The organism is Rhizobium sp. NLR8a (genome assembly GCF_019685235.1).
GTDB lineage: Bacteria > Pseudomonadota > Alphaproteobacteria > Rhizobiales > Rhizobiaceae > Rhizobium.
In genome coordinates this window covers 68,007-84,787 of record NZ_JABDWI010000007.1, presented here as the reverse complement: position 1 = coordinate 84,787, position 16,781 = coordinate 68,007, and the positions used below count along the sequence as shown (strand labels likewise).

22 protein-coding genes and 2 tRNA genes are annotated in these 16,781 nt (G+C 59.8%); 7 read left to right on the top strand and 17 right to left on the bottom strand.

Annotation, left to right across the window (positions count from 1 at the left end):
- Window positions 1-13: 13 nt before the first annotated feature.
- Together HJC04_RS14665 and HJC04_RS14660 are read right to left on the bottom strand one after the other, a co-directional pair.
- On the bottom strand, window positions 14-679 hold the full coding sequence (locus HJC04_RS14665) for a protein-L-isoaspartate O-methyltransferase (protein ID WP_210628139.1): 666 nt from the start codon (window positions 677-679) through the stop codon (window positions 14-16).
- A gap of 457 nt (window positions 680-1,136) precedes the next feature.
- Window positions 1,137-1,210: transfer RNA gene (locus HJC04_RS14660), tRNA-Cys, on the bottom strand.
- 268 nt (window positions 1,211-1,478) lie between these two features.
- On the opposite strand from HJC04_RS14660, the gene HJC04_RS14655 reads away from it, so the two are divergent.
- Together HJC04_RS14655 and HJC04_RS14650 are read left to right on the top strand one after the other, a co-directional pair.
- Window positions 1,479-1,742 (top strand): hypothetical protein, encoded by a 264-nt coding sequence (locus tag HJC04_RS14655; protein WP_221146534.1) that lies wholly within the window; start codon window positions 1,479-1,481, stop codon window positions 1,740-1,742.
- A 108-nt stretch (window positions 1,743-1,850) separates the two neighbouring features.
- Window positions 1,851-2,189 (top strand): KTSC domain-containing protein, encoded by a 339-nt coding sequence (locus HJC04_RS14650; RefSeq protein ID WP_210628141.1) that lies wholly within the window; start codon window positions 1,851-1,853, stop codon window positions 2,187-2,189.
- 53 nt (window positions 2,190-2,242) lie between these two features.
- On the opposite strand, the gene HJC04_RS14645 is transcribed toward HJC04_RS14650, so the two are convergent.
- Window positions 2,243-2,530, bottom strand: coding sequence for a hypothetical protein (locus tag HJC04_RS14645; protein WP_210628142.1), 288 nt, complete (start codon window positions 2,528-2,530; stop codon window positions 2,243-2,245).
- A gap of 94 nt (window positions 2,531-2,624) precedes the next feature.
- The gene (locus HJC04_RS31740; RefSeq protein ID WP_210628143.1) at window positions 2,625-2,942 is read right to left on the bottom strand and encodes a hypothetical protein; all 318 of its coding nucleotides are present in this window, start codon (window positions 2,940-2,942) and stop codon (window positions 2,625-2,627) included.
- 117 nt (window positions 2,943-3,059) lie between these two features.
- Between HJC04_RS31740 and HJC04_RS14640 the strand changes: the two genes are divergently transcribed.
- A tRNA-Asn gene (locus HJC04_RS14640) sits at window positions 3,060-3,134 on the top strand.
- 298 nt (window positions 3,135-3,432) lie between these two features.
- Here the strand turns inward: HJC04_RS14640 and HJC04_RS14635 are convergent.
- From HJC04_RS14635 to HJC04_RS14625, 4 genes are all read right to left on the bottom strand, one after another.
- Window positions 3,433-3,747, bottom strand: coding sequence for a hypothetical protein (locus HJC04_RS14635; protein WP_221146533.1), 315 nt, complete (start codon window positions 3,745-3,747; stop codon window positions 3,433-3,435).
- 311 nt (window positions 3,748-4,058) lie between these two features.
- Window positions 4,059-4,262: a CsbD family protein gene (locus tag HJC04_RS14630; protein ID WP_221146532.1), complete on the bottom strand. Its 204-nt coding sequence runs from the start codon at window positions 4,260-4,262 to the stop codon at window positions 4,059-4,061.
- A 195-nt stretch (window positions 4,263-4,457) separates the two neighbouring features.
- Window positions 4,458-4,637: a hypothetical protein gene (locus tag HJC04_RS31735; RefSeq protein ID WP_247241660.1), complete on the bottom strand. Its 180-nt coding sequence runs from the start codon at window positions 4,635-4,637 to the stop codon at window positions 4,458-4,460.
- A gap of 297 nt (window positions 4,638-4,934) precedes the next feature.
- Window positions 4,935-5,414, bottom strand: a complete 480-nt coding sequence (locus HJC04_RS14625; RefSeq protein WP_247241661.1) for a hypothetical protein — start codon at window positions 5,412-5,414, stop codon at window positions 4,935-4,937.
- A 52-nt stretch (window positions 5,415-5,466) separates the two neighbouring features.
- Here HJC04_RS14625 and HJC04_RS14620 point away from each other — a divergent pair, with 52 nt between their 5' ends.
- Window positions 5,467-5,715, top strand: a complete 249-nt coding sequence (locus HJC04_RS14620) for a hypothetical protein (RefSeq protein WP_405047657.1) — start codon at window positions 5,467-5,469, stop codon at window positions 5,713-5,715.
- A 76-nt stretch (window positions 5,716-5,791) separates the two neighbouring features.
- On the opposite strand, the gene HJC04_RS32110 is transcribed toward HJC04_RS14620, so the two are convergent.
- Window positions 5,792-6,004: a hypothetical protein gene (locus HJC04_RS32110; RefSeq protein ID WP_210628146.1), complete on the bottom strand. Its 213-nt coding sequence runs from the start codon at window positions 6,002-6,004 to the stop codon at window positions 5,792-5,794.
- Window positions 6,005-6,181: 177 nt separating this feature from the next.
- On the opposite strand from HJC04_RS32110, the gene HJC04_RS14610 reads away from it, so the two are divergent.
- Both HJC04_RS14610 and HJC04_RS14605 read left to right on the top strand, forming a co-directional pair.
- Window positions 6,182-7,102, top strand: a complete 921-nt coding sequence (locus tag HJC04_RS14610; protein WP_210628147.1) for a hypothetical protein — start codon at window positions 6,182-6,184, stop codon at window positions 7,100-7,102.
- Window positions 7,103-7,306: 204 nt separating this feature from the next.
- Window positions 7,307-7,666 (top strand): low affinity iron permease family protein, encoded by a 360-nt coding sequence (locus tag HJC04_RS14605; RefSeq protein WP_210628148.1) that lies wholly within the window; start codon window positions 7,307-7,309, stop codon window positions 7,664-7,666.
- A 12-nt stretch (window positions 7,667-7,678) separates the two neighbouring features.
- Here HJC04_RS14605 and HJC04_RS14600 read toward each other — a convergent pair whose 3' ends face one another.
- Window positions 7,679-8,086, bottom strand: coding sequence for a low affinity iron permease family protein (locus HJC04_RS14600; protein WP_210628149.1), 408 nt, complete (start codon window positions 8,084-8,086; stop codon window positions 7,679-7,681).
- Window positions 8,087-8,303: 217 nt separating this feature from the next.
- Window positions 8,304-8,603 (bottom strand): DUF6074 family protein, encoded by a 300-nt coding sequence (locus tag HJC04_RS14595; protein ID WP_210628150.1) that lies wholly within the window; start codon window positions 8,601-8,603, stop codon window positions 8,304-8,306.
- Between the two features lie 192 nt (window positions 8,604-8,795).
- On the opposite strand from HJC04_RS14595, the gene HJC04_RS14590 reads away from it, so the two are divergent.
- Window positions 8,796-10,061: a glycerate kinase gene (locus HJC04_RS14590; RefSeq protein ID WP_221146531.1), complete on the top strand. Its 1,266-nt coding sequence runs from the start codon at window positions 8,796-8,798 to the stop codon at window positions 10,059-10,061.
- 24 nt (window positions 10,062-10,085) lie between these two features.
- Here the strand turns inward: HJC04_RS14590 and HJC04_RS14585 are convergent, their stop codons facing one another.
- The 6 genes from HJC04_RS14585 to HJC04_RS14560 all read right to left on the bottom strand — a co-directional run bounded on the left by HJC04_RS14585 (window position 10,086) and on the right by HJC04_RS14560 (window position 16,725).
- On the bottom strand, window positions 10,086-11,039 hold the full coding sequence (locus HJC04_RS14585) for an NAD(P)-dependent oxidoreductase (RefSeq protein ID WP_221146530.1): 954 nt from the start codon (window positions 11,037-11,039) through the stop codon (window positions 10,086-10,088).
- Between the two features lie 93 nt (window positions 11,040-11,132).
- A complete protein-coding gene (locus tag HJC04_RS14580; RefSeq protein ID WP_221146529.1) occupies window positions 11,133-12,089 on the bottom strand; it encodes a lytic transglycosylase domain-containing protein in 957 nt (318 codons plus the stop codon).
- A gap of 145 nt (window positions 12,090-12,234) precedes the next feature.
- Window positions 12,235-12,894: a peroxiredoxin gene (locus tag HJC04_RS14575; protein WP_221122776.1), complete on the bottom strand. Its 660-nt coding sequence runs from the start codon at window positions 12,892-12,894 to the stop codon at window positions 12,235-12,237.
- Window positions 12,895-13,217: 323 nt separating this feature from the next.
- The gene (locus HJC04_RS14570) at window positions 13,218-14,198 is read right to left on the bottom strand and encodes an ABC transporter permease (protein ID WP_210628155.1); all 981 of its coding nucleotides are present in this window, start codon (window positions 14,196-14,198) and stop codon (window positions 13,218-13,220) included.
- Entirely contained in the window at window positions 14,195-15,190 is a 996-nt protein-coding gene (locus HJC04_RS14565) for an ABC transporter permease (protein ID WP_210628156.1), read from the bottom strand. The genes HJC04_RS14570 and HJC04_RS14565 overlap by 4 nt, the downstream gene beginning before the upstream one ends.
- Window positions 15,187-16,725: a sugar ABC transporter ATP-binding protein gene (locus HJC04_RS14560; protein ID WP_221122775.1), complete on the bottom strand. Its 1,539-nt coding sequence runs from the start codon at window positions 16,723-16,725 to the stop codon at window positions 15,187-15,189. Before HJC04_RS14560 ends, HJC04_RS14565 begins: the two co-directional genes overlap by 4 nt.
- Window positions 16,726-16,781 lie beyond the last annotated feature (56 nt).

The window sequence follows — 16,781 nt, the reverse complement described above, 5'->3', positions numbered from 1 at the left end:
AGGGAGAACGGCGTCAGAAAACGAATTCGCGCGCCTTGGCGAAACCCGGCAGCGGCTTGACCGAAGCGTTGAAGAAGACGTTCTCCGAAATGGCGCCGCGCTCGGCGACGAAGACCTTGGCACGAGCGGCATTGCCATAGCCTTCGACGGTGACCAGACGGCCGCCATCGCGAAGCTGACCGAGAAGAGCGGCCGGAACCTCCTCGACCGCGCCGTTGACGAAGATCAGATCATAGGGCGCGCCGGCGGCGTAGCCCTTTTCGAGGGGGCCGGTCACAACCTCGACCTTGCCGTAGCCGGCGAGCTTTGCCTTCGCTTCGGTAGCCAGTGCCTCGTCGCATTCGAGGGCAATGACCGAGCCGGCGATGATCGACAACAGCGCCGATGTATATCCCGTGCCGCACCCGACCTCGAGCACGAAATCGTCTTTGCCGATGGCGGCCAGCTGCAGCAGCTTGGCGAGCGGCGAGGCCTCCATCAGGAAACGGGCCGGCTTGCCCGGTGCGGCGGCTGATATTTCGACGTCAGTGTCGATATAGGCGAGCAGCTTTGACTTCTCCGGCACGAAAGCCTCGCGCGGCACCGTCAGAAATGCCGTCAGCACGGAATGCGAGGTAACATCCGTGGTGCGGATTTGGGTGTCGACCATCTTTGCGCGCGCTGCTTCGAAATCCATCATGTCCTCTCGCTCTTGAAAAGCGGTTCCTGTTCCTCGTCTCTTAATCCCCGCCACGGATGCTTTCAAGGCTTGGCAGCGGTCGGCGAAAAGAATCCGCCAGGCGCCTCTTTCACGCCACAGGCGCAACGCCTGCGTGGAATGCCCAACCGCGTCATGTTATGATTTATAGAAGTGGGAGGAGCAGGCCATGTCTGCGATTTTCGAATATTTGACCCTGTTCGATTTCTTCATCCTCGCAGCGCTCATCGGTATCTTCTGCTGCGGGCTGCTGGACGGTGAAACGACCTGAGGAGGCCGAGCGCCGAAGCGCGCTGCCGCGTAGCTGGCATTGAGCCTGCGACAATCTAAGGCGGGCGACGCAAGACGTGTACGCTTGCCTGTAAAATAGCGTGCGGCCGAGCCGCCACTTTGAAAATCAGCGAGGTTTCGCAACTCTTTAGCAGACATGAGGAGAAATTGGAGGCCTCGCCCGGAATTGAACCGGGGTACAAGGATTTGCAGTCCTCTGCGTCACCACTCCGCCACGAGGCCTCACCTGTGACCGACATCGAAAAATATCGTGTGGTGGCCGCGATTTAGACCAGCTCTAGAATGAGCGCAAGACCTTTCATTCTGAATGTGATCCTTTTTTCATTCGGAATAGGCGTTTGCGGAAATCCTCCGGGACCGGCTACACCCTCTGATGATGATAGCCGGTTAACTAAATACCAATAAAAGTCCGGCCCTCCCGCATCCCCCCAAATAGTTAGGATTGTAATGCGAACCGATTTGGTTGATCCCCATTTTCTGGGGAGAAATCATGAACGACGCGACATTCGGCGAGACCGCCAAAGACATGTTCTTTTCACTACTTGCGACGCTCAGGCGAAGCTCGATGGCCTATGTGAACGGAGGCAAGGAAGACGAGTGGGGCTATGCCCTCGTTACCGAACCCGTCACCGACATCAACACGAGGATGCCGATCACCGGCCACGTGATGCGCAAGGTCGTCGACGGCCAGTTTGTTCACCGCCAGATGACTGAGGACGAGTGCGAAGATTTCGACGCCGGCCGATCCTGGTGAATTGCCTGCCACTCGGGACACGAAGAACCGGCGGTATTTGAACAACTCCCAACTTGACTTAGAGCGCCTGCCCGCCATCTTATCGCCGTGGGAGGGATAGGAGCTGCGATGGAATGGGCTGCCCTAAAAGAAAGGCAGGGACGTGCGGCATATGATGCCGAGACCCGGGATCTCCACGTAAAGTTCGCTGGTTCCGCGCCGGTGAGACATGCGAACATTCCGCCACATGTCTATCAGAACCTTCTGGAGACGAACGATCCACACTTCTATTACCGATACTATATCGCGCCATCGCGCGTCCCACCGGCCCGTCGACAATCGGGCTCAATGGCAGTCCACGGGCTGAAGCTCGTTCTGCTTCTTGCCGCCTGCAGTCTCTTGATGGCAACCGAGCTTGATCCGGGCCATGGCGGGATTTTCGAGGAAAGCGAACTGAGATCGAATTAGAATCGATTCACCCGGATACATCCAGATCGAACTCGACAACCGGGCTTGCGTCATCAGCCAGCGATGATACCGACGCTCTCAAGCGAGGTCCTGTTCTGGGAACGAAAGCGGCGATCGTCCCGACCGCGATCGTTGTTGCCGTCGCGCTCGTTACGGCCGTTAAAATTGCGATAGTTGCGCGGCCCATTATAGCCGCCTTGGCCTTGATCGATGACGCAGCCTTCGGGGCGGCGGCAGATACCGCTCGCGTCAAAACCGCGGCTGTCCACGGCCTGCGCCTCGGCTGATGTGGCTGAGACGATCGCCGCCACCCAGAAGACTACAACAAAAAATGGCTTCATATCCTCACCCGGACCATCATGGCACGTTTCAGCGCCATAAAGCACCAATTCAGAAAACGATCGAAGTTCCGCAGGACGTCTCCGGCGACCGCCGCTACCCGGCCGGCTTTCGCCGCCTGTGCCACCAAACTGCCAGCCGGCGCCGAAGCCGACGGGCGATGGAAAGATCATGCGAGAGCACCAGGAGGCCGAGCGGCAGCATCCAGAAACCGAGGACCGGCAGGAAGCCCAGCAATCCACAGAAAACGAGGGCCGTGCCGATTGCCATCCGCCCGATGCGTGAGCGTGGCATACCGATGCTGAAAGAGCCGAGCACAAGCCTGTGGTTTACGTGGTCGATACCGAAGCGCCCTGCCCGCCCTCTGCGCTTCTCGTTGCCCGTTGTCTCTTGGCGATCATTCCTATTTGTCATTTCCCAGAGATGGGCGCAGACTGTCCAAATACAAGTTCATTTCATTTTTTTGAAAAAACCGCTTGGCAAATCGGGCAAGCATTTGTATTAGCCCACTCACACCGCGCCAAGCAGTGATCCCTGGTAGCTCAGCGGTAGAGCATTCGACTGTTAATCGACAGGTCGCCGGTTCGAATCCGGCCCGGGGAGCCATTTTAGAGAATAAGTGTCTGTTTTTGTTGAGAAGTCCAAAAACAGGCACTTGTTTCTCCACTCCCCTCTCCACTTTGGCGATCGGTCCATACCGCCCCGACCCTTCTTTTTTGCGACAGTTCTGTGGCTACTGATGTAGCTTCCTCTCCTGTCCGACGCCTTGATCTCCTCGTATCGCAGTTGATCAGATCCAGACAGGTAACGGCGCAGGTCACCCCACTCAAACAAAAGAGCCGCCGGCTGGTGAGACCGACGGCGCGCTTGTGGGGTCCAAGGCTGGTGTCCCTGGTGCTACCGACTAAAAATCAAAATACACGGTCATACCCGACCGACGACGATAGGGGTAATCGTCGCGATAGCCGTAATAGTCGCGGGAGCCGTAATACCGCGGACGATAGCACGAGCCATAATACCGGCAGTCGCGGTACACGTACCGATGTTTCTTCCAGTGGCCATACGCATGTCCATTACCATGGTGACGGTGTTTGACCTGCTCGACGTCGGGAGAATGCACATGTACTGCAGTCGGCACGACGATAGGCGTGGCGTTTAGCGGCAGGGCGAAAGATGCAGACAAGACAATGGCTGCAAGTGTGGAAAAAAGCATCTTCATCGGCGCATCCTTTCAAGCTGCGATTCTGGGTTAACAAGCATTAACCTTCGATGAACGACTGCCCGCCCACAGAAAACACCAGCCGACGCGCCGCTGGTGTGATCGCGGGTGGTGCTCGAGCCGGCCATTAATTTCATGCTGTGCGCAGGGACAGAGCAAGCGCCCACGGGCAGCTAGCCGGCGGCGACCGGCTATCGACGCGGCGCGGCGCTGCTGCCTTGCCGCCCGCATCCGTCGGATAAGGATGCGAAAATGACACGCCCATTAAATTGGGCGTGCCGAGTTACCGGTCCGTTCGCCGACAAAGCGACTTACCAGGTCTGGCGACTATACCAATCGTCAATGTCTCGCCGGGTACGGTCTTTCTCGTAGCCGTAGCGCTCCTGGATCTTGCCTTCGAGCTGATCGCGCTTACCGTTGATGACGTCAAGATCGTCGTCCGTCAGCTTGCCCCACTGCTCCTTGACCTTGCCCTTCATCTGCTTCCAGTTACCTTCGACGCGGTTCCAATCCATGGCTTATTCCTCCTATCGTTAGGAAAGAGGAACGGAGACGAGCGATAAGGGTTCCGCTTCGGCATGCCGCCAACCATTGCAGAACCAAAATTCTTCATGTGGGCAGCGAGTGACAGAATTGGCCCTCGCTCATGCCGGCGGAGGGCTCGACAGGGGATTCAGTATGCCCGCATCAGATTTGAAGCGGCGCAGGCCCTAATAGCTGCACGAACGCCCGTCGCCAGGTCGGAAGCCGTCGGCGCAGGCCGGGTTCATCGAATCGCCCGGCTGATACCCCGACGCTGAGCCATATGAATTTGGCGGTGTCGAGCACGCCGAGGCAATGGCCGCCAGAATAATTGCCGCAGCTGTTAAAGTTGCGCGAAATCTGTTCATGGATACTTCTTCTCCCATTTCCGCTGCGCTCGATGAGCGAGAGCCCCTCCCTCGGGAATAACGGGAGCATTTCCCGAGTTCATCTCCCCCGACGTCACTCTGTGTCTAAAGATATAGGCGCTCCCTTCGACGGACATAAGTTCCAGCCGCGAAAATCTTGCCGACCTTTATAAATTCTGCGCGCGGGATGAGCGGATATCGCCGGCTATGCCTGCGGCATTACCAGCAAGCACCCGCCGCATGTGCCCCGGAAGCGACACTGATTTCCGGGGCAAATTGATGAAGCCGCTCGAGCCTTCACTGGCATGCATTTGCCGCATCGGGTTGTGTCGAGCTATTGCCGGAGGTGGGAGCCGGGTTGCCGGTGCCGCCGGCCTGCTGGCGCTGACAGTCGTTTGGATCGCCGCCGGATCCGTTCGCACCAGTCGCACCGGCGCCCATCGTCGTATTTGCGCCGGCATCGCTGGAGTTGGTGTTGCCGGAACCACTGGCGTCCGAACCAGACATGGTGCCGCTGCCGGAACCTGAAGCTCCGCTGCCGCTGCCCGATCCCGAGCCTCCACCTGATTGCGCCATCGCCGACGATGCCAGACCGATCGTAATTGCTGCTACTGCCATCATTCTCAGAAGCATTGGATATCCTCCTCGCTGCTTCATTGCCGATAGGCAGCAAACAAAAGCCTCTGGAGATTGTTTCAGTTCGAAAACGTACAGGAACGTCGCTGCGTCGCGCACCGCCTCGGTCGATGACCGAACGATCCGCGGAAACGCCTTCATTCTTGACTCGGAGCTCGATGGGAACATAATAGGAACATCGGTGAGGCGGCAGATGAAAATCGGATTGGAAGCTCTGAAGGAGATCGAGGTCGTGCGTCCGCAGGCCGCCGAGAAATTGGCAGAAGAAACGTTGAGAGGAGAAGTCGACGCAGTTGTCGCTTTTCACCAAGGGGACGTCCGTGCCGCCATTACGACGCTGCTGCTGGATTGCCATCATCTCAGACTTCAGCTTGCCCTGAGAGATAAGGACCTGAGCCGCGGCATGGCATGTGAACGGACTACGAGTTTTGAAAGGCGATGAGACATCGTCGCGCGGTATCGGCCTCGCGCCCCCTGATCGCCACGCCGTCGAAATCGAAGAGGCAACATTGGCGACGTTACCGGAGTGGTTTGTCATTTACGGCCATTGCCGCATATGTCGCCGCCAGATGTTTATCGACCGGCGGGATGTTGCCCGGCGCTGCGGCCAGAACCTGACTCTCGCCGGTCTGGCCAAACGCCTTCAATGCCAAGGATGCGGCAACCGCTCCGGCAATCTGCTGCTCCTTCAAATGCTGCCGCGCGATTGAAAGGAAACCAGCGCGCTTCAAACCGACCGCTTCCACCGGCGGGAACAAACGCCGTGGTTAAAAGTTGTGTGGCATCAACCACGTAACGTCGCCTTGGACAGGAGGTCTCTCATGGGTCGCGGTATTCTACTTTGGCTGCTTGGCGTTCCACTGCCTATCATCATTCTTCTGGCTCTGTTTATGCGATAGGAACGGATCATGTCGGTTTCAGTGACAGGTTCCGGAGAGGTTGCCACTCCGGTCGAATCCTCCAAATCCGCCATGACATGGGGACCCATTTTCGGTGGCGCAGCCGCCGCCATCGGAGTGACCCTCATCCTCCTGCTTCTGGGATCCGGGCTTGGGCTGACGATGGTGTCGCCCTGGTCGGGGCAAAGCAGTTCGCTCGGCACGCTCGGCATCACAGCTGCGATCTGGCTCGTCGTCGTGCAATGGCTCTCCTCCGCACTCGGAGGCTATGTAACCGGCCGCCTGCGCACAAAATGGGCGGCCGTCCACACCGATGAGGTTTTCTTCCGCGACACCGCGCATGGTTTCCTAAGCTGGGCTTTGGCGACCATCTTTGTCGCCGGATTCCTCGCATCGTCGCTGACATCGCTCGCCGGTGCCGGAGCACAGGCGGTGGGATCGGCCGCGCAAGCCGTTGGCTCGACTGCTGCGGTCGCCGGTACGGCTGCAGCAACCTCGTCAACCTCGCCGCTGGATCTTTCCACCGCCTATTTTACCGACGCGTTGCTACGCCCTGATCAGGCGCGCGCGGCAGCGACATCCAACGATGCTGCGGCAACATCGGAAGTCTCCCGCATCCTCCTCAATGGCGCTGCCGAAGGGCAAGTTCCAGATGAGGACAAGGCCTATCTCGCCACTATCGTCTCTGCGCGAACCGGTCTTTCCGAAGCCGATGCGCGCACCCGCGTGGATGCGGTGCTGAAGCGTATCGACGACGCCAAGGCCGCCACCCAGAAGGCTGCCGACGAGGCACGAAAAGCCGCCTCGACCACGGCATTGCTTGGATCCTTGTCGCTTCTGGTCGGCGCTTTCATAGCCGCTGCGGCTGCGGCTCTGGGAGGATCGCAACGCGACGCAGAGGAAGATCTCGTCGTCACTTCCCGGCTCTGATGGATGCACCCATGGGGCGCAAGCTGAATGCTGCGCCCCCTCAGATGGCCCGGCTTTCCGGAGGTTGGATTATCCGCGACCATCCAGGCAATTGTCGCGCAAAAACCAGGCCGGGTTTTGCGGTAACGACATGCAACGCGCTTTGGTTGATGGACACGGCTCCGATCTGCTCCATCTTCCTTTATACGGGCTGTGGAGAGCCGTATGCGCTGGCGCTTTCGAGAGATTTCCGACCTCGCGGTATCATGGGCAGGGCATCATGTGCTTCCTGCCGCGCTGGTCGCGTTCACAGCCACATGGACCGCGGTCGGTTTGAGCTTTTCCTTCCCCCGACAGTGGTTCTTGCTGACCAACATGGTGGGGACACTCATTACATTCTTCATTTTGCTGCTGGTGCAGCACTCCCAAAATCGGGACATGAAGGCGCTGCATACCAAGCTTGACGAACTGATTCGATCGAGTGAGGCAGGAAACCATTGGATTGCGGCGGAGAAGAAAGATGTCGACGCCATTGAAGGCATGCGGCAGCAGCATCGAGACCAGATTTCGGCGAGGCGAACCTGAAGTGCGAAGCAGTTAGTCAGACGTTGCCTCTGCGCCAGATTTCTCCTCCGCCTTCTCCTCCATGCTTTCAGCTTTTTCTGAAAGCGTCTTGCTCATTTCCCTGAGCTCGCCCTCGTCCAGCTTTTCGATGCCGACGAACTTGTTGGCGGCCTGGCTGGTCAAAATGAGCTCGTCGAGCTTGGCCTGCAGAGCCTTTCCGTCACGGTTCTGGCTGTTCTGCAACACAAACACCATCAGAAAGGTGATGATGGTGGTCGTCGTGTTGATCACAAGCTGCCACGTTTCGGAATAATCGAAATACGGCCCGGACACTGCCCAGACGAGGACGAGCGTCAGTGCCGCGACAAAGGTGAACGGCCTTCCCGACAGCTCGGCGACGGCGGTTGCGAAGGAAGAGAAGAAGTTGGATTTGTTCGACATTCAAGAAGGCTCCCGCAGCGTCAATGCTGTCAATCGACAACATCAACTCCAGATCCGGGCGGAAGTTCCTCATGCCGTCGAGCGAGGTCCAGACGGCAGACAGCGCACCAATGCAAGAGATTGCAGGTCAGATGCGTAGGGTTAAACCTGATGGGTGCGACGCGCAATAACGTTATAACTACAGCTGGAACTGCTGCCCACTTCCAGCTGCCACGCATCAGCGTTTCCGCGATTTGGCAACAGCCTGCTTCTGGTGGGTGAGGACCAGTTCGATCTGGACATCTTGCTGAAATTCCATCACCCGCTGGCGGACTTCGCTCTCCGGCATTCCCGCGGCCAGAAGCTGATCGGCAAGCCTGCGGCACTCGGCCTTCCAAAATTCGATCGCGTCCGCACCATGCCGGCGGCCGAGTTCCCGAGCGCAACGCTCGACGTTGGCGGTTCCGGTTGCGGAGGGAAAGGCAATAACCTTGCCTTCGTGAGAGGCGGCGGGGCGGCGGGTCGTTTCAGTGGCCATCGAATACAGGTTTCCTTTGATCCTATATGTTGTCTACGGGACGATGGTTAATGCTTTCTATTCGTTCGCCTCTTTCAATGGCCAGACTCTGCGTCCTGCCGTCAGATCATCGCATCTTCGGCCTTGACGCCGCCACGCCGATGCGCCGACAGTCCCCATCATGATCGAACCTTGAGGCAGCAGAGACCACCGATGACGATAACCACCCCCCGTGATTTCCTGAAAAGCCTGTTCGACGCGGCGGTTCTCGCCGCCGATCCGCTGACCGGCATCAAATCGCACCTGCCGGAGAAACCGAAAGGAAGAACCGTCGTGATTGGCGCCGGCAAGGGCGCGGCGCAGATGGCGCGGGCGCTCGAAAGCGCATGGGACGGACCGATCGAGGGGTTGGTGGTCACGCGATACGGCTATGGCTGCGAAACACGCTTCATCGAGATCATCGAGGCAGCCCACCCGGTGCCCGACGCTGCGGGATTCGCTGCCGCGAGGCGGTTGATGGAAACGGTGAACCGGTTGACGGAAGACGATCTGGTGATCGCGCTGATCTGCGGCGGCGGCTCGGCGCTGCTGCCCGCCCCGCCGGAGGGGTTGACGCTCGAAGACGAGATTGCGCTCAACGAAATGCTGCTTGCTTCGGGCGCGCCGATTTCGGCGATGAATGTGGTGCGCAAACATCTCTCCACCATCAAGGGCGGCAGACTGGCGGCGGCGACGAAAGCGAGACTCGTCAGCCTGATTGTTTCCGACATTCCTGGCGACAACCCGGCCCATGTCGCCTCCGGGCCGACGGTGCCCGACGGTTCAACACGGCACGAAGCGCTGGAGATTATCAGGCAATATGGATTGCAGTTGCCGCAGGCCGCGCTCGACCATCTGAACTCGCCGAAGGCAGATGCACCGCGGCCGGACGATCCGGTATTCCTGCGGCACCAGCATCACATCATCGCCTCTGCCGGCGTTTCGCTGGCGGCGGCGGCCGCCAAGGCGGAATCGCAAGGGATCACGCCGGCAATCCTCTCGGATGCCATCGAAGGCGAATCGCGTGACGTGGCGCTGGTGCATGCGGCCATCGCCCGCGAGGTTCTCGGGCGGAACAGGCCATTCTCGAAGCCGGTCGTCCTCCTGTCCGGCGGCGAGACGACGGTGACGCTGAGAGCCAAGGGCGGCAAGGGCGGGCGCAATGGCGAATTCACCCTTGCCATGGCGCTTGCGATCGATGGGCAAGACGGTATTGATGTGCTCGCTGCCGACACGGACGGGATTGACGGCTCGGAAGACAATGCCGGCGCCTTTGCCGATGGCGGCACGGTGAAGCGTCTGCGAGCCGCCGGGCTCGATCCGCGCCGGCTGCTCGACGGCAATGACAGCTACACGGCGTTCCAGGCGATCGACGATCTCTTCGAGACCGGTCCGACCGGAACCAACGTCAACGATTTCCGAGCGATCCTCATCCATTAGAGCCCATGAACGATTAACCGGCGATCAGGTCTTGATCCGCCCCTGCCCGACCAGCCAGCCGACTGATTCCCGCACCGCCTGCAGAGATGTATATCTCGGGGTATAGCCCAACAGGCGCCGGGCTTTGGCAATCGAGCAGTTCGGACTGCGGGCGATGTGCTCCCATGTCGCCTCCGCGTCCTCGGCCGTCTGGCCTTTCGCCCAAACGTCGAAGGGCGCGAAGGTGAGCTTCGGGTCGCGCCCGAACCATCGCGAGATGGATTCGGCGTAACCGCGAAGCGTCACGGCCTGCTCCGATACCGCATGGAAACTTTCGCCGATCGATGCGTTCCGATTGGCGATCGCATCCATGAACATCGCCGCCACGTCATCGGCATGGACGTGATGAACGGTCTCCAGGCCGAAATTGGGCAGCGCCAGATCCTCTCCGCGGGCCAGGGTCGAAAAGACCTGCAGATTAAAATTGCCGGCCGGATTGAGCGGCGCCCATCCGGGGCCGACAATGTGGCCGGGATGAATGACGGTCGCCGGAAAACCCCGAAGTCTTGCCTGCTGCAGCAGATAGGTCTCGATCGCCGCCTTCTGGATGCCATAGTCACCGAACGGAGACTTCGGCGCTTCCTCCCGTGTCGGCACGGCCACCGGATATCCATGTGTCCAGATCGTGCCGGTATGCAGGAAGTGGCCGACATGCCCTGACAGCGCCGTCACCAGCTGCTCGGCGCTTTCCAGCGTGAAGCAGATCATATCGATGACGATATCGGCTTTCGCTTCCCGCACGGCCGGACCGAAATCACCCTTCCGCTCCATCTCTACCCGGTCCATCTGTCGCTGATCGACAGAGGCCCAGGCGCGGTTTGCCGTATAAGGCTTTGCCGCGCCGCGGCTGATGGTGACGACGTCGTGACCCGCCTCCACTAGACGGGGAATGAGATAGGTTCCGACGTGGCCCGTTGCCCCAATGACCAAAACACGCATTGTCTTCCTCCCGATGGCATGATCCGCTGCGACTATGCTGCTCCGTCCGGCGATCCCGCAAGCAGACTTTTCGCCGCGAATGGGGCAGGCCTGCTATTGGTTCCTGAAAACGAGGCAGGTGCCGCCATGCTTGCGGATCTGGCTGCAGACGTCGTTGGCCTCCATACGTGTCTGCCGGGCGATACGGGCGGCGTAACGCGGGCGGAACCCGAAGCTGCGATCGCGCTGGCGCAAGATCAACGGCTGCTCCGCATTCAATGGCGCCGGCAGATCCTGCACGGCATCGCGAAACATGCGCCGCGCCACCGCCATATCTGCATTCGCCGCCAGCTGGATGCCCCAGGGTGCCCAAATGCCCTCCTGACGCCAAGGCGTGTCCTTCAATATCCGGCTTTCGGCGAGCGCTACGCAGCCTTCGAGGAAGGGCTTGTTCCTGTCCAGCGGGACGGCCGCGTCTTCAGGCGGATTGTCCTTCCACTCCTCGACCGTATGCGCGGTGATCGCCATCACGTAGCTACGCGTCTCGTAGGGTAACCTGCCTGATGTAAGGTAAGTCGCAAGACCATTTTCGCCGGCGTTATAGGCGGCGGCGGCAAGGCCGAGATTGCCGAAACGGTTACGCAACTCGTCGAGATATTGCGCCGATTTCCTCAAGGCTTCCAGCGCCTGATAGCTGTCCTCGAGGCCGCGAAGTTTCGCCGTTCCAGGCATGAACTGCGCAATGCCCTGCGCGCCCTTGAAGCTGACCGCGTCGGGGCGAAACGTGCTTTCGCGCCAGATGAGCCGAGCGAAATAAGCTGGCGGCAACCGACTGGCCTCGGCGAAATGCTCGATCGCATTGCAGAGGTCACGATTGAAACTGTCTTTGCGGATGCAGAGCCTCTCGCCCGATCCCGAGGCCGAGGGTCCCGAATAGAGACAGGCCGGCTCGGCAGCACTCTCTTCCGGCTGAGCTTTCGGCGTGTCGACGGCGGAAAACAGAAAGCAGAGCGAAAGCAAGGCCTTCGCCGATCTCCTCAAAATGCCGGACTGACGCTTTCGCCCTATCATCGGATCTCAGCAGGTTAACTTCCATCGCGACGCTCATGTTAGATAACATCGATCAAGGCGCGAAGCTTCCCCATTTCGCAATGCGGGCATGAAAAAGCCGCCGGCAATGGCCGCGGCGGCTCCGGGAACGGATTTGAAAGCCGTTTCAGGCCGATGGCTGCTTCGTCTTCCTGAGATAGGGCAGAACCGTATCGAAGGAGCCGAAACGCGCGATCGCGTCGTCGTTGGAAACGGCGGCGGTGATGATGACATCTTCGCCCTGATTCCAGTTCGCCGGCGTCGCCACCTGGTGCTTGGCCGTCAGCTGGATGGAGTCGATGGCGCGCAGGATCTCGTTGAAATTGCGGCCCGTCGTCATCGGATAGGTCAGGATCAGCTTGATCTTCTTATCCGGGCCGATGACGAAGACCGAACGCACCGTCGCGTTGTCGGCAGGCGTGCGGCCTTCGGAGCTGTCGCCGGCGCCGGCCGGCAGCATGTCATAGAGTTTGGCGACCTTCAGGTCCTTATCGCCGATCAGGGGATAATCGACGTCGAAGCCGGTTGCGGTCTTGATATCACCTTTCCACTTGGCATGGCTTTCTACCGGATCGACGGAGATGCCGATGATCTTGACGCCGCGCTTGGAAAACTCGTCAGCGAGGCCGGCCATGGCGCCGAGCTCCGTCGTGCAGACAGGCGTGAAATTCTTCGGGTGCGAGAACAGCACGGCCCAGCCGTTGCCGATCCAATCATGGAAGCTGATCGGTCCCTGTGTCGTGTCGGCGGTGAAATCGGGAGCGATGTCGTTGATACGTAAGCTCATGGTCGGCCCTCCAAAGCCGTTGTCGGGTTTCGTTATCTCAAATGGCGGTCACTGACGCTGGCTGCCGGAGGTTTCGTCGACCGCAATTTACGGATCGCAGCAGCTGCGGACAGAAAACCGTCCCATCCCAAGATCTTCGTCGCATTTCCTTAAGCCATATACCACGAGAACCGAAGGCATTCTCTTCCGATTTGCGGCTGGCGCCCGGTATTATTTTTCCGGCCCTGTCGCGAGAACAAGACCGATCGTCTTTCTATCGGTCGCTGGAGAACCGAAGCCGTAGCAGCGCCGGATCGGCGAGGTCTGCAGTCCGGACCTGCCCGTCAGATCGGCCGCTGGCGGCCGTAAAGCAGGAGCATGCTGATGATGACAGCGCCATAAATGAGTTGGCGGCCTGCTTCCTCGATCTGCATTACAGAAAGGATCGACTGCAGCAGCGTAATCAGGATGACGCCGGCAACTGTCCCGAGATAGGACCCTTTGCCGCCGAGCACGTGAGTGCCGCCGAGGACGACGGCGGCAATCGAGGGCAGCAGATAGGCGTCGCCCATGGATTGCGACGCCTTCGACGCGTAACCCGCCAGCAACACGCCCCCGAGCGCGCTGAGCCCCCCTGACATGACGAAGGCAAGAAGCGTAATGCGGCGTGTGTCGATGCCGGACAGATAGGCGGCGCGCTCACGGTTTCCGATGGCATAAAGCGATCGGCCGAAGGTCGTGCGCGTCAGCAGGAAGACCGCAAGCAGGCCGATCAGGAACCAGACGAGAACGCCATTCGGTAGCCCGGGAACGGTATATCCGGCCGCGAGAAATCGCATGGCCGGCGAGGCCGAATCCTGGGGAGAGAAGCCGCCGGTGTAAACGACCATCAGCCCTTGCGCGACAGCGTTGGTGGCCAAAGTGATGATCATCGAGGGAATTCGGAGGTAAGCGACCGCCACGCCATTGACGAGGCCGATCGCGCATCCGCAGAAAATGCCGAAGGGGATTGCCAGGATCGAACCCGTCGTTCCGTAAGCCGTCGCGGCGCAGGCCATCATCGCGCCTGTGGTCACGACCCACGGGACAGAAAGGTCGATTTGGCCGAGCAGGATAACCGCCATCATGCCGGTGGCGATGACACCGAGGAAGGAGGCCACCTTCAACTGCTGCAGAAGATAATCGGGCGACAGGAAATTCCGCGAATAAATTGAGCCAGCGAGCAGCAGCAGGATGATGCATCCGAAAGCGGTGGCGACCGCCGGATCGACGCCGCGCAGCCGTGCAGGCATTCGAAGCTGCCGCAAAGTAGTTTCCTCGCTCATTGAAACCACTCCAGCCGATTGCGGACCCTCGAAAGGCCGACGCAGCCGATACTGATCGCCAGCATCAACACGACGCCCTGGAAAAGGGGCTGCCAAAGCGGATCGAAATCGAAGACGAACAGCAGGTCGCCGATCGTGCGGAATGCCAAGGCTCCGAAGACGGCGCCGACGGCACTTCCCTTGCCGCCAGCGAGGGAAACGCCGCCGAGCACCACCGCCGCGATCGAATAGAGTGTGTAGGCGTTGCCGCTCGCCAGGGCCGCTTCGCCGGTATAGGAGAAGAAGGTGAGATAGAGTCCGCCGATCGCCGAAAGGAGCCCGGCCAAGGCATAGGCGGCAAGTTTTGCCCGCTTGACCGGCATCGCCGACATGAAGGCGGCATTCTCGGCCGACCCGACGGCATAGGCTGCCCTGCCTATCGTCGAGCGGCTGAACGGTATCCAGATGACGATGATGACTGCGAGAAGGACGGTGAGGCTTGCCGGAACGATCCCGAAAAGCTTCGAGGTGAACGCATCGGCCAGATCCTCGTTGACCGAGCCTCCGGGAGTCGGCCGCAGCAATAGCGCCAAGCCGTAGAAAATCGCGCTGGTCGCAATCGTCGTGACAATCGGCTGCAGCCGGCCGAAGATAATGATGAGCCCGTTCAGCATGCCGCAGCCGAGTCCGGCAAACAGCACCACGACGACGCCCGCCGCCGTCTCCAGCGGCGTTCCGACGACCAGCCAGGAGGCAATGCAATTGCAGAGGACCAAAACCATGCCGGCCGAAAGGTCAATGCCGGCGGTGATGACGACCAGGCACTGGGCCATCGCTACAAAGGCAAGCAGCGTCGCCTTGTTCGATGCCGTCTGCACGACATTGGGGGTGAAACCCGCCGGGTGGTTCGAAACGTAGAGGGCGAACATGGCGATGAAGAGCAGTGCGGCAAACAACGTCCCCTTCTGTTGCGCATACCAAAACCGTCGTTCGCCGAAAGCCAGTCTTGTCATGGCGCTGTCCTTTGTTGTGCGTGGTCGCCGCCGATATTGAGCGCGGCGCCGATCAACTCATGTTCGTTGATATCGGCGCCTTCAAGCTCGCGGACAATGCTTCCATCATACATGACGAGTACCCGGTCGCAGCATCCGATCAGTTCGTCATAGTCGGTGGAGTAGAAGATGATGGCCGCTCCGGCATCCGCAAGCTTGCGCAGCAGCAGATAGATTTCCTGCTTGGTGCCGACGTCTATGCCGCGCGTCGGATCGTTGAGCAGGATGATGCGCGGCCGGTTCATCAGCCATTTGGCGATGACCACCTTCTGCTGGTTGCCGCCTGAGAGGCCTGCAACGGGCATGTCGATCGTCGCAGCCTTGATTGCCAGAAGCTTGAACAGTTCGTCGATTTCGCGACGCTCTGCCGTCCGATCAATGACGCCATTACGCGAAACGCGGTCGAGGGCTGCAATCGAGAGGTTCTCGCGCACGGTCATTGGCAGCATCAACCCTTCGGTCTTCCTGTCCTCGGGGATCAACGCCATGGATATGCCGCCAGACTTGGCATGACGGGGACTCTTCAGTCTGACCGGCATGCCGTCGATCGCGATCTCCCCTTTCAGGTCACGCAGCACGCCGAAGAAGGCCAGCAGCAAATCGCGCTGCCCCTGGCCGTCCAGCCCGCCGAGGCCGACGATCTCGCCGGGCCTGATGTCGAAAGTGATGCCGGAGAGCCGATCGCCCCAGGAAAGATCGCGGCAGGAAAGGATCGGTTTTTTCTCCGGTCGATGCGCGGGCTTCGGCGGGAAGACATTGGTGTATTCACGGCCGATCATCAGTTCGACTACCTGCTGATCGCTCTTGGTGCCCGCCGGGTAGGATTCGATGCTGCGGCCGTTGCGGAACACCGTGCAGTCATCGGCCAGCTGGGCGATTTCGTGCATGCGGTGAGAGATGTAGATAAGCGCCATCCCTTCGGCGCGCAGGCGCTTCAGTACGGCGAAGACCTTTTCGACATCCGCCTGCGTCAGCGCCGACGTAGCCTCATCGAGGATCATCAGTCGCGGCTCGCGGGCAAGTGCCTTGGCAATCTCCACCATTTGCCGTCGAGACAAGGGTAGCTCTTTGACCAATACTGAAGGATGGATATCGGACGCGCCGGCGCGAGCCAGCGCTTCCTCGGCTATCTTGCGCTGCTTGTGCCGGTCTATCATGCCGAACCTCTGTGGCGGATGGCTGATGACGATGTTATCGGCGACAGAGAGATCGGGAATGAGCGAAAGCTCTTGGAAAACGCACACGATGCCCGCGGCGTTGGCGGCCGCCGGCGAGGCAAAGGTGACCTCCTTGCCATCAAGCAGCATGTGTCCTTCGTCCGGCGCCACGACGCCCGCCATGATCTTGATCAGTGTGGACTTGCCGGCGCCGTTCTCGCCAAGGACGGCATGAATCGCCCCTGGCCGAATGGCGATATGGGCATCCTTAAGCGCGACGGCTCCGCCATAACGCTTCGATATGCCTTCCATGCGGAAAATCGGTTCGGACAAAGTCATGCGTCCAGCCTCCGTTCGCTCTGTCGTGGCCAGATTGCGGGTGCGAACACCCGCAA